This window comes from Streptomyces sp. HUAS CB01 (assembly GCF_030406905.1).
Lineage (GTDB): Bacteria > Actinomycetota > Actinomycetes > Streptomycetales > Streptomycetaceae > Streptomyces > Streptomyces chengbuensis.
Window position 1 is genome coordinate 1,093,294 of the sequence record NZ_CP129137.1, and the last position, 11,707, is coordinate 1,105,000.

Genomic DNA, 11,707 nt, shown 5'->3' on the forward strand with positions numbered 1-11,707 from the left:
GCCGCCATCTCTCCCCCGAGCAGGAACTGCAGCTCTACCACCACTACGGTCTCGATCTGCCCTCACCGCCGGAGAGGCCGGCCACCTCGCCGCCCCCCGGCGACGAGGCCGAGGGCCCCGGCTCGGGCAACGCGTCCTCGAAGGACCGCGACTTCGGGCGGCTGGCAGGCCACGACGACTGACGCTCCGGCGGCCGCACCAGCGGCAGCGGATCCGAGGGCTCCAGCCCCGGGTCGTCGACCGCGAACGTCCGCACCCGGCCCGGCACGGTCGACCACGGCTCCTCGAAGCGGACGGTGACCCTCCCCAGCCCGCTGCCCTGGACCCATCCGGCGCCGTGCTCGGCATGCCGTACGTCCTGGCCGGCGGCCCAGCGCCGCTCGGTCACCGGCGGCGCCTCCCCGCGCGGGGGCTCCCCACCCTGCGCCGGCTCCCGGGTCGGGTCCGGCTCCTGCTCCCCGTCGTCCCGGTCCCCCGCGGCGGCCTGCGCGAACAGGTCCTCCTGCGTGTAGTCGGCGAGGCCGCTGACGCCCACGCCGAGCAGCCGGACACCGCCCGTGGTGTCCACCGCCTCCAGCAGCCGGGCCGCCGCCTCCCGCACCACCGCGGGGTCGTCGGTGGGCCCACGCAGCGTCTCCGACCTGGTCAGCGTCGAGAAGTCGAACCGTCTCACCTTCAGCACGATCGTCCGCCCCGAGTGCCCGGAGGCTTTCAGCCGGCGCACACAGCGGTCGGCCAGCCGCTCGACCTCCAGCCGGATGCGGATCCGGTCGTGCAGGTCCGTGTCGAAGGTGTCCTCGACCGACACGGACTTGGCGTCGCGCTCGGCGACCACCGGCCGGTCGTCGTGGCCCGTCGCCATGCGGAAGACCGCCCCTCCGTGCGCCTTCCCCAGCAGCCGTACGAGCTCGTCCTCACCCGCCTCGGCGAGGTCCGCCACGGTGGTCATGCCCGCCCGCCGCAGATGCTCCCCCGTCGCCGGGCCCACCCCCGGCAGCGTGCGCACCGGCATCGGCCCCAGCAGCTCCCGCTCGGTGCCCGGCTCGATGAGCACCAGCCCGTCGGGCTTCGCCTGCTCGGAGGCGATCTTCGCCAGCATCTTGGAACCCGCGAGCCCCACCGATCCCGTGAGCCCCGTGGTCCTCAGAATGTCCCTGCGCAGCCGCTCACCGGCCTCCCGGGCCGACCGTGAGTCGTCGGCCGTGCCGCCCGCCTCCAGGTCCACGAAGGCCTCGTCCAGGCTCAGCGGCTCCACCAGCGGCGAGAGCCCGCCCAGCAGCGCCATCACCTGGTCGCTGACCGTCCGGTAGAGCGAGAACCGCGGCACCAGGTACGCGGCGTTCGGGCACAGCCTCCGCGCCTGCGCCATGGGCATCGCCGAGTGCACCCCGAACCGGCGCGCCTCGTACGATGCGGTGGCCACCACGCCGCGCGGCCCCAGACCACCCACGACCACCGGCTTGCCGCGCAGACTCGGCTTCGCCGCCTGCTCGGCTGCGGCGAAGAACGCATCCATGTCCAGATGCAGGATGGTGGGCGCGGGTCTCACAGCTCCGATGCTGCCCTACAGCACTGACAATCGCCCGTACGCTCGTACGAGTCGAACCGGGGTCCAGCCGCCCGGGGTCCAGCCGCCCGGGGACTCAGCCGGCGCGCTCGCGGCGGCGCCTGGCCAGCTCGTCACCCGGGTCGTGGCCGATCAGCGTCTCACCGGTGTCGATGCGCTCACCGTGCAGCTGCGACAGCGCCGCCTCGACGTCCCGCCACACCACGCCGACGGCGATCCCGAACACGCCCTGCCCGCCCTGGAGGAGGTCCACGACCTCGTCCGGCGACGAGCACTCGTAGACGGTCGCCCCGTCGCTCATGAGGGTCATCCGCTCCAGGTCCGCGAAGCCGCGGGCCCGCAGATGCTGCACCGCCGCGCGGATGTTCTGCAGGGCGACACCCGTGTCCAGGAAGCGCTTGACGATCTTGAGGACGACCACGTCCCGGAAACTGTAGAGCCGCTGGGTGCCCGACCCGTAGGCCGGCCGCACACTCGGCTCGACCAGACCGGTGCGTGCCCAGTAGTCGAGCTGCCGGTAGGTGATGCCCGCCGCCGCGCAGGCGGTCGGCCCCCGGTAGCCCACGGTCTCGGGCGTCGCGTCGGCCTGCGCACTGTCGTGAAGCGGATACGGGATGCCCTCCGCGGGACCGTGCCCGTGAGAACCCGCTGCCGTACCGTCGCCGCTGCTTCTCACGCCGACCTCCGTCCTTGACCTGCCTCCTCGACGGTAGGGAGTCGCCCGGGGTGCGTCAACGATCGCCACACTCGGCACGCCGAGTGATAATCACCCTGAGAGTGGTTTTGCGTGCCCTGATTCGGGGAATACGTGGCCGAACATTCGGCGAGGCGGTCGGCCCGTCCACGCCCGCACCGCGACCCCGCTGCTCCCTGCGGATCCCGGCGACGGCCGACGGATCACTGGCTGCTGGAGCCGAAGTCCTCCGGCGAGATCTGGTCGAGGAACTCACGGAACTTCTCGACCTCGTCCTCCTGCTCGTCCGGGATCGCGATGCCCGCGTCGTCCAGAACACCGTCGCTGCCGTAGATCGGCGTACCGGTGCGAAGCGCCAGCGCTATGGCGTCCGACGGCCTGGCGCTCACCTCCACGCCGCTGGCGAAGACCAGCTCCGCGTAGAAGACGCCCTCCCGCAGGTCCGTGATCCGCACCTCGGTGAGCTCCTGCCCGACGGCCTCCAGCACGTCCTTGAACAGGTCGTGGGTCAGCGGCCTGGCCGGAGCCATCCCCTGCTGCGCGAAGGCGATCGCGGTCGCCTCACCCGGTCCGATCCAGATGGGGAGGTACCGATCGCCTCCCACTTCACGCAGGAGCACGATCGGCTGGTTGGAGGGCATTTCCACCCGGACACCCACAACGTCGAGCTCGTTCACACAGCAACCCTAGGACGTGCCCGGCAGGTTTGGGTAGTCGGGTTCCCCCAAGATCGGTGCAAGCCGTCCCCGGGGTTCAGGGCAGACGCACCCCGAGCGCCGTCCGGACCAGCGCCGAGTGCAGCCTGACGGAGAGGTCCGCCAGCTCCCTGGTGGTCGCCTCGGCATGCGCTCTGGTCTGCGGATTGCGGTGCCGGCGAAGCGGTGCGACCACTTGTTCGATCAGGCCCGCCTCGCGGTCGGCGGCCGCCTTCATCGCCCGAAGATGCCGCGGTTCCAGACCGAATCTGCCCAGGTCCGCGATCAGTTTGGCCACCGTCACGGACTCGGCATCATAGGCGGAGTCGGCCGAAGGAGTGAGCAGACCGTAGGACTCCCACTCGTCGAGCTCCTCCTCGGTCACCTCCGCGGCTGCGAGCAGCTCCGCCCTGCCGACGCGGACCGCCGTCGGCCTCTCGGAGGGGAACTCGCCCGCATCGCCGGACTCCACCGGCCCGCCCTGGGACGGCAGCGGCGGCCGCTCACCCCGGGCCAGGGCGTCCAGGTGCTCACGGATGACCTTCAGGGGCAGGTAGTGGTCCCGCTGCATGCGGAGCACCTGCGCGAGTCGCTCGACGTCGTCCGGGCTGAACTTGCGGTAGCCCGACGGAGTGCGTTGCGGTTCGACGAGCCCCTCGGCCTCCAGGAACCGGATCTTGGAGATCGTGACTTCGGGAAACTCTTCCCGAAGCTGGTTCAGCACCGAGCCGATGCTGACCAGCCGGTCGCCACCGGCGGTGCCGTGGCCGGCACCGCCCGTCGGAGTTCGCCGCATGGACGTCCCTGAGGTCACATGCCCCGCTGGTTCGCGTAGAAGACCAGCCGGTACTTGCCGATCTGAACTTCGTCACCGTTCGCCAGGACGACCGAGTCGATCGGCTCACGGTTGACGTACGTGCCGTTGAGGCTGCCGACATCGGTCACGGTGAAGGTGCCGTCGGCCGCCCTGCGGAACTCCACATGACGGCGGGAGACGGTGAAGTCGTCGAGGAAGATGTCGCTCTGGGGGTGGCGGCCCGCCGTGGTCAGCTCGCTGTCGAGGAGGAAGCGGCTCCCCGCGTTCGGACCGCGGCGCACCACGAGCAGGGCCGAGCCGAGCGGCAGGGCGTCGACGGCCGCCTGGGCCTCGGGCGAGAGCGACGGAATCGGCGTCTGGCCCGTGGCCTCCGCCTCGTAGGCCTCGATCCCCGAGATGGAGATCGTCGAAGTCGTCTCCGAAGCACGCTCCGCCGGAGCCCCGGACCGCAGCGGCGCGCCACAGTTGGAGCAGAAGCGGCTGGTCTCTGCGTTGCGGTTGCCGCATCGCGTACACACCGGCATGGACGGGTCCTCCTGCCGCGGCTGCCCCGCGGGGGCATGGGATGCATACGGGTCGGGCGTAAACCCTCCACCCGCACTTGAGGTTGACGGTTCCCCGAAACCTATGCGGCCGGGACCGGCAGGGTCAACAGCAGACGCGCCCTGACCGCCGGGAATGTCACCACCGGTGACCTCGTCCCGGAAGAGCGGGCGCTCGCCGCTCTGCTCCGCCTCCTGGCCATGGCGCGGTGCGCGATGACGGGCGGTGCCGCTGTCCTCGCGTGCGCTCTTGCCGAACAACTTCCCAAACAACTTCACGGGCGATTCCCCTTGACCGAAACAGACCCGCCCGTGGGGCAGGAACCCTGAATGAACACACCTGCCGACCCGGACATCCTCACAACGTCCGTACCCTCCGGACAGTTTCCACCACGCAGCACTCTGACGATGCGCCGACCCCCCGCAACCCCTTGTCCATCTCCGGCCTCCCCTGCACGCCCTCGTCTCACTGGGAGGACGACCGAGCGTAGTCAGGCCGTTCCACGGGTCGCAAGGCATCCACGACGATCTTCTCCGAGCGGGTCACCGAGGCGGTGGCCTGCTCCTTCTCCAGGGTCTGCACCACGCCGCCGGGAATGTTCAGCGCCGGCTCGAGGTCCTGCGGCTTGCCGATGACCTTGAAGCGGTAGGGGGCACTGATCTTCTTCCCGTCCACCTCGATGGAACCGCCGCCGTCGGAGAAGTAGGAGTCCGCGACGACCCGCACGCCGTTGACCTGGATCGCCTCGGCCCCCGCGGCGCGGAGTTCCTGGATCGCGTCGAGCAGCATGTCCGACTCGACCGCTCCCGACCCGTCGCCGATGGTCAGCGTGATACCCGGGCCCTGTGCCGCCACGGTACCGGCGAGGATGCCCAGCTGCCGCTCCTTTTCCTGCGTCTGCTTGCGCGCCTCTTCGGCCTGGTCCGAACTGGTCTCCAGCTCGGTCCGCTGGTCCTCGAGCTGCTGCTTCTCATCTTCCAGACGCTTCGTGCGGTCATCCAGTTCATCGAGGATGCGCACGAGATCTTCCTGGCGGGCGCCGCGCAGTGCGCTGTTGTCGCTCGTCGACTGGACCTGGATGGCCAGACCGAGGCCGAGGACGAACAGCAGGAGGGCCACGATGAGTTGGGCACGCGAGATCCGCGGCGGCCACAGCCCGGCCGCGAGCCGCTGCCGGCCGGTCAGCTGCGGCCCGTCGCCGGCCGGTGCAGCTTCCGGCGCCGCTCCCTCGGGAGCGTCCGTGCCGTGTCCGTCCGCACGGTCCGCCGCTTCCGTCCCGTCGGCCCCGTCCGTCCCGTCCGTCCCGGCGCCGACCTGCGGGGCGGCGGCGGGCGGCGGGCCGTCCTTCCCGGGTCCCTTGGGCGCCGCCGGAGCCGGGGCGGGAAGCGGCCCCGGCCCGGGGGGCAGGGATCCGGGCGCGGCGGGGACGATCGGGGCCGGCAGCGGTCCGTCGGGCCGCCGCGGATGTGTCACGTCGGGCGTCCGGCCGCCCGCAGTCCTCGGCTGCCCGTCCTGGGGGGCGGGCGATTCGCGCAGCGTCTTGTCGTCGTCGCTCATCGGCCTCACGCCCGGAACACGTGGCGGCGGATCGCTGCCGCGTTGGAGAAGATCCGGATACCGAGGACGACCACCACACCCGTCGACAGCTGCGCACCGACGCCGAGCTTGTCACCGAGGAAGACGATCAGCGCGGCCACGACGACGTTCGACAGGAACGACACCACGAAGACCTTGTCGACGAAGATCCCGTCGAGCATGGCCCGCAGGCCGCCGAACACCGCGTCGAGCGCCGCGACCACGGCGATCGGAAGGTAGGGCTCGACGACCGCCGGCACCTCGGGGCGGAGCAACAACCCCGCCACGACTCCCAAGACCAGGCCCAGTACGGCGATCACGATGTGCCCTTCCCTGTGTCTGCCGTGCCCTGACCGGCGGGCGTGCCGCCGGCGGTCCTCGGCTCTGCGGTACGTACGATCAGGCTCGGTGCGGCCGGCAGTCGCACCTTCTCCTGGGCGGAGATGCTGCTCCGGATCCCGAAGTTCTCCTGCAGCGCGTGGAGGTACTGGCCGTCCGCGCTGTCCTGGAAGGCGGTGCTCAGCTTCTTCCCGTCGCCGACGGCGAGCACCGTGTACGGCGGCACCAGCGGCCTGTTGTCGACGAGTATGGCGTCGCCCGCGGCCCTGATCGCGGACAGGGCGGTCAGCCGCTGCCCGTTGATCGCGACGGCCTCCGCGCCGGACTCCCACAGCCCGTTGACGACGCGCTGCATGTCGCGGTCGCGCACCCGGCCGGTGTCGGAGAAGCCCCCGCCGTCCCGCGGTCCGCCGCCGTCCGCCTCGCTGTCCTCGGCGTCGTCGACGACGAGCCTGACCCCCTGGCCGGTCACCTCGGTCGCTCCGGAGAGCAGGGCCACGAGGTCCCCCTGGTGCCCGCCCTGCTGCTGGAGCGCCTTGCGCTGCCGCTCACCGACCTCCTCGCGAAGCCGGTCGACGTTCTGCTCCAGTTCGTCCGCGGCCGTCGTCTCGGCCTCGATACGGTCGATGAGTTCTTCGCGTTCCTTCGCCACGACGGGTGCCGATATCCGCGCCTGCGCCGCCCCCAGCGTGACCACGAGCGCCGCCAGCACCAGCCCGGCCGCGAGCCACAGCTTGGCCCGCAGCGTCTGGGGCAGCCGGCCGCCCTCGGCCTCCCGGCGAGCCGCCGCCTCCGCGTAACCGTCGTCGAGGCTGTGGTCCATCACGTTGTTCAGCAGCGACATGGACGCATCGGGACGGGGCGGCGGTGAGGCGGTCCTCGGAGCGTCGGGCTGCTGCGGCATGCCGCACATCGTCGCACGTCGCAACCGCTACCGCCGAATGGCCCCACGGTTGTGCCGGGATGCGGAGCGTCCCGCACCCCGGCACAGCGTCGTCAGACCACCGTCACGGTCACTCCTTCGCGGCGTCACCTGCGCTTTCCACGACCGTGGACCACTCGCCCAGGAGCGCCTGGGCGGACGCGTCGTCGGGGCCCTCGGCCCACAGATGGGTGACGGCCTCGGACGGGTCGGGCAGCACGAGGACCCAGCGGCCGTCCGCCTCCACCACGCGGACACCGTCGGTGGTGTCCACGGAGCGCCCGCCGGCGGCCTCGACGACGCGCCGCATCACCAGTCCCTTGACCGCCCAGGGAGTCGCGATGTCCTTGCGGAGCACGTGGGCCCTCGGGATGCGTGCGTCGATCTGGCTCAGCGTGAGCTGGGTACGGGCCACCAGCCCGAGGAGCCGTACGAAGGCGGCCGGACCGTCGAAGACGCTGCTGAACTCCGGAATGATGAAGCCGCCGCGTCCGTCGCCGCCGAAGATCGTGGACTCCTCGCGGCAGACCCGGGTCAGGTCGTCGGGGGACGTGGTCGTCCACTCCACCTGCGTACCGTGGTACGCGGCCACCTGCTCGGCGATACGGGTCGTCGTCACGGGCAGCGCCACCTTGCCGCTGCGGCGTTCCGCGGCCACGAGGTCGAGCATGACCAGCAGCGCCCGGTCGTCCTCCACGATCCGGCCCCGCTCGTCCACGAGCGACAACCGTTCACCGACGGGGTCGAAACGCACACCGAAGGCGGCGTGCGCGGACGCCACGATCTCGCCGAGCCGCACCAGGCCCTGCCGGCGCTGCTCGAGCGTCTCGGTCGGCCGCGACTCGTCGAGCCCGGGGTTGATCGTCAGCGCGTCCACCCCGAGCCGGCCGAGGAGGCTAGGCAGCACCAGACCGGCGCTGCCGTTGGATGCGTCGATGACGACCTTGAGCCCGGCCTCGGCGATCCCGCTGGTGTCGACGTTGCGCAGCAGCGAGCCCGTGTACGAGTCGTAGATGCTCGCCGGGAAGAAGAGGTCTCCGATCTCACCCGGGAACGCACGCCGGTACTCCTGACGTGCGTAGACACGGTCGAGCTTGCGCTGACCGCCCTGCGAGAGGTCCGCACCGCGTTCGTCGAAGAACATGATGTCGACCGAGTCGGGAACACCCGGCGAGGTGCGGATCATGATGCCGCCGGCGCTGCCCCGGGCCGTCTGCTGCCGGGCGACCGGCAGGGGGACGTTCTCCAGGTCTCGTACGTCGATGGCGCTGGCCTGGAGCGCGGAGATCACCGCGCGTTTCAGCGCTCGCGCGCCACGGGAGTGGTCGCGGGCCGTGGTGACGGTCGCGCCCTTCTTCAGGGTCGTGGCATAGGCCCCCGCGAGCCGTACCGCGAGCTCCGGTGTGATCTCGACGTTCAGGATTCCGGAAACGCCCCGGGCCCCGAAGAGATGCGCCTGACCGCGCGATTCCCAGATCACCGAGGTGTTGACGAACGCGCCGGCCTCGATGGTCTTGAACGGATAGACCCGCACGTTGCCCTGGACGATCGACTCCTCGCCGATCAGGCACTCGTCACCGATGACCGCGCCGTCCTCGATCCGCACGGCGCGCATGATGTCGGTGTTCTTGCCGATGACGCAGCCGCGCAGATTGCTGTGCGGCCCGATGTAGACGTTGTCGTGGATGACGGCCCGGTGCAGGAACGCGCCTGATTTCACGACGACGTTGGACCCGACCACGGTGTGCTCGCGGATTTCGACGTCCGCTTCGACCTTGGCGTAGTCACCCACGTAGAGGGGGCCCCGCAGCACCGCGTCCGGATGGACCTCGGCGCCCTCCGCCACCCAGACCCCGGGCGAGATCTCGAAGCCGTCGATCTCCACGTCGACCTTGCCCTCGAGGACGTCGGCCTGGGCCTTCACATAGCTCTCGTGGGTGCCGACGTCCTCCCAGTAGCCCTCGGCGATGTAGCCGTAGATCGGCTTGCCTTCCTTCATCAGCTGCGGGAAGACATCACCGGACCAGTCCACGGATACATCGGGCTCGACGTAGTCGAAGACCTCCGGCTCCATGACATAGATGCCGGTGTTCACGGTGTCCGAGAAGACCTGGCCCCAGGTGGGCTTCTCCAGGAACCGCTCGACCTTGCCCTGTTCGTCCACGATCGTGATGCCGAATTCAAGAGGATTCGGCACCCGGGTCAGGCACACCGTGACCAGTGCACCCTTCTCCTTGTGGAACCGGATGAGATCCGACAGGTCGAAGTCGGTGAGCGCGTCTCCGGAAATGACGAGAAAAGCGTCGTCCTTCAGCGCCTCTTCCGCGTTCTTCACGCTGCCCGCAGTACCGAGTGGCTTTTCCTCATGCGCGTAGGTGAGCTCCATCCCCAGCTCTTCACCGTCGCCGAAGTAGTTTTTGACGAGGGAAGCGAGGAACTGGACGGTTACGACCGTCTCATTGAGCCCGTGCCGCTTGAGCAGGCGCAGCACATGCTCCATGATCGGCCTGTTGACCACCGGCAGCAGTGGCTTGGGCATGCTCGAGGTCATGGGGCGAAGTCGTGTTCCTTCGCCACCAGCCATCACGACGGCCTTCATGTCGGAAGCGTCCTCCTTGAAGAGACGACGGTCCAGCCGACTTCACCCGTCCGGGCAGGCCCCTCTCCAGTTCTCATGCGGACCGGGGGGACTCTGCACTGGTATGTGCATACGGCTCAATCGGCCACGGCGTCAGCTTTGACGAGTCGGCGGACCTGGACCACATAGAGGATCCCTGCCCACCAGTACAGACTTGTACCCCATCCTGCGAACGCCCATCCGAAAACTTCGGCGAGTGACGCAAGCCACCCGTTTCCGTCGCTGAGCAGCAGGAGCGGGAACGCGTACATCAAGTTGAAGGTAGCCGCCTTGCCCAGAAAGTTCACCTGGGGAGGCGGATAGCCGTGCCGGCGCAGGATTCCCACCATCACGAGGAGCATCAGGTCCCGCGCCAGAAGTGCCGCGGTCAACCAAAGGGGGAGGATGCCCCGCCAGGTCAGGCCCACGAGGGTGGAAAGGATGTAGAGACGGTCAGCGGCGGGGTCGAGGATGCGGCCCAGGCTGCTGATCTGGTTCCAGCGGCGGGCGAGCTTCCCGTCGAGATAGTCGCTGACGCCGCTGAGCGCCAGCACGAGCAGCGCCCAGAGGTCCGCGTTCGGTCCGCCGAACTCGGGCAGGAGGATCAGCCACAGGAACAGCGGCACGCCGAGCAGGCGGGCCATGCTGAGGATGTTGGGGATGGTGAGTACCCGGTCGGTCTGAACACGGGTCTCCTGGACCTCCACCCGGCGGCCTCCTGCCGAACGTACCAACGATGCCCCCTGACCTTACCTTCAGCAGGACGAGCCGGATACACAGGGGTACTGACGATCATGTCTCCCATAACCGGCCCACAACGCGGAAAAGCCCCGGACCGTCACGGTCCGGGGCTTTCCCTCAACAATAGTTCGGCGGTGTCCTACTCTCCCACAGGGTCCCCCCTGCAGTACCATCGGCGCTGAAAGGCTTAGCTTCCGGGTTCGGAATGTAACCGGGCGTTTCCCTAACGCTATGACCACCGAAACACTATGAAGATGTCGAACCGGCCGACCACCACGTGGTCTCGGCATGTTCGTTACTTCAGAACTAACACAGTGGACGCGAGCAACTGAGGACAAGCCCTCGGCCTATTAGTACCGGTCAACTCCACCAGTCACCTGGCTTCCATATCCGGCCTATCAACCCAGTCGTCTACTGGGAGCCTTACCCCATCAAGTGGGTGGGAGTCCTCATCTCGAAGCAGGCTTCCCGCTTAGATGCTTTCAGCGGTTATCCCTCCCGAACGTAGCCAACCAGCCATGCCCTTGGCAGGACAACTGGCACACCAGAGGTTCGTCCGTCCCGGTCCTCTCGTACTAGGGACAGCCCTTCTCAAGACTCCTACGCGCACAGCGGATAGGGACCGAACTGTCTCACGACGTTCTAAACCCAGCTCGCGTACCGCTTTAATGGGCGAACAGCCCAACCCTTGGGACCGACTCCAGCCCCAGGATGCGACGAGCCGACATCGAGGTGCCAAACCATCCCGTCGATATGGACTCTTGGGGAAGATCAGCCTGTTATCCCCGGGGTACCTTTTATCCGTTGAGCGACGGCGCTTCCACAAGCCACCGCCGGATCACTAGTCCCGACTTTCGTCCCTGCTCGACCCGTCGGTCTCACAGTCAAGCTCCCTTGTGCACTTACACTCAACACCTGATTGCCAACCAGGCTGAGGGAACCTTTGGGCGCCTCCGTTACCCTTTAGGAGGCAACCGCCCCAGTTAAACTACCCATCAGACACTGTCCCTGATCCGGATCACGGACCCAGGTTAGACATCCAGCACGACCAGAGTGGTATTTCAACGACGACTCCACCTGAACTGGCGTCCAAGCTTCACAGTCTCCCACCTATCCTACACAAGCCGAACCGAACACCAATATCAAACTGTAGTAAAGGTCCCGGGGTCTTTCCGTCCTGCTGCGCGAAACGAGCAT

Annotated in this window: 10 protein-coding genes and 2 rRNA genes (1 of these 12 cut by a window edge); all 12 read right to left on the bottom strand. The window is 68.7% G+C overall.

Going from position 1 to position 11,707, the window contains the following annotated elements; translation table 11 throughout:
• Nucleotides 1–43: 43 nt before the first annotated feature.
• Complete coding sequence (locus QRN89_RS04930; RefSeq protein WP_290348131.1) at nucleotides 44–1,549, bottom strand: DNA polymerase IV; 1,506 nt, start codon at nucleotides 1,547–1,549, stop codon at nucleotides 44–46.
• 94 nt (nucleotides 1,550–1,643) lie between these two features.
• The gene (locus QRN89_RS04935) at nucleotides 1,644–2,243 is read right to left on the bottom strand and encodes a MerR family transcriptional regulator (RefSeq protein ID WP_390702672.1); all 600 of its coding nucleotides are present in this window, start codon (nucleotides 2,241–2,243) and stop codon (nucleotides 1,644–1,646) included.
• Between the two features lie 221 nt (nucleotides 2,244–2,464).
• A complete protein-coding gene (locus QRN89_RS04940) occupies nucleotides 2,465–2,938 on the bottom strand; it encodes a bifunctional nuclease family protein (RefSeq protein ID WP_026281837.1) in 474 nt (157 codons plus the stop codon).
• A gap of 76 nt (nucleotides 2,939–3,014) precedes the next feature.
• Nucleotides 3,015–3,752 carry a transcriptional regulator FtsR gene (ftsR, locus tag QRN89_RS04945; RefSeq protein WP_290348132.1) on the bottom strand — a complete coding sequence of 246 codons (738 nt, stop codon included), beginning with the start codon at nucleotides 3,750–3,752 and terminating at the stop codon, nucleotides 3,015–3,017.
• Between the two features lie 14 nt (nucleotides 3,753–3,766).
• Complete coding sequence (locus QRN89_RS04950) at nucleotides 3,767–4,699, bottom strand: FHA domain-containing protein (RefSeq protein ID WP_290353567.1); 933 nt, start codon at nucleotides 4,697–4,699, stop codon at nucleotides 3,767–3,769.
• Between the two features lie 82 nt (nucleotides 4,700–4,781).
• Nucleotides 4,782–5,789, bottom strand: a complete 1,008-nt coding sequence (locus QRN89_RS04955) for a DUF881 domain-containing protein (RefSeq protein WP_290353568.1) — start codon at nucleotides 5,787–5,789, stop codon at nucleotides 4,782–4,784.
• 89 nt (nucleotides 5,790–5,878) lie between these two features.
• Complete coding sequence (locus QRN89_RS04960) at nucleotides 5,879–6,211, bottom strand: small basic family protein (RefSeq protein ID WP_017948521.1); 333 nt, start codon at nucleotides 6,209–6,211, stop codon at nucleotides 5,879–5,881.
• On the bottom strand, nucleotides 6,208–7,134 hold the full coding sequence (locus QRN89_RS04965; protein WP_290348133.1) for a DUF881 domain-containing protein: 927 nt from the start codon (nucleotides 7,132–7,134) through the stop codon (nucleotides 6,208–6,210). The genes QRN89_RS04960 and QRN89_RS04965 overlap by 4 nt, the downstream gene beginning before the upstream one ends.
• Before the next feature lie 109 nt (nucleotides 7,135–7,243).
• Nucleotides 7,244–9,751 (bottom strand): mannose-1-phosphate guanyltransferase, encoded by a 2,508-nt coding sequence (locus QRN89_RS04970; RefSeq protein WP_290348134.1) that lies wholly within the window; start codon nucleotides 9,749–9,751, stop codon nucleotides 7,244–7,246.
• A 116-nt stretch (nucleotides 9,752–9,867) separates the two neighbouring features.
• Nucleotides 9,868–10,476 carry a cardiolipin synthase ClsA gene (clsA, locus tag QRN89_RS04975; protein ID WP_290353569.1) on the bottom strand — a complete coding sequence of 203 codons (609 nt, stop codon included), beginning with the start codon at nucleotides 10,474–10,476 and terminating at the stop codon, nucleotides 9,868–9,870.
• Nucleotides 10,477–10,636: 160 nt separating this feature from the next.
• Nucleotides 10,637–10,753, bottom strand: a 5S ribosomal RNA gene (gene rrf / locus QRN89_RS04980).
• Nucleotides 10,754–10,840: 87 nt separating this feature from the next.
• Nucleotides 10,841–11,707, bottom strand: a 23S ribosomal RNA gene (locus tag QRN89_RS04985); it runs 2,254 nt beyond the window's last position.

Bases quoted from the DNA above. Each gene is read 5' to 3' on its own strand.
- QRN89_RS04965 (WP_290348133.1), bottom strand. From the start codon at position 7,134: ATGCCGCAGCAGCCCGACGCTCCGAGGACCGCCTCACCGCCGCCCCGT.
- ftsR (WP_290348132.1), bottom strand. From the start codon at position 3,752: ATGCGGCGAACTCCGACGGGCGGTGCCGGCCACGGCACCGCCGGTGGC.
- QRN89_RS04970 (WP_290348134.1), bottom strand. From the start codon at position 9,751: ATGAAGGCCGTCGTGATGGCTGGTGGCGAAGGAACACGACTTCGCCCC.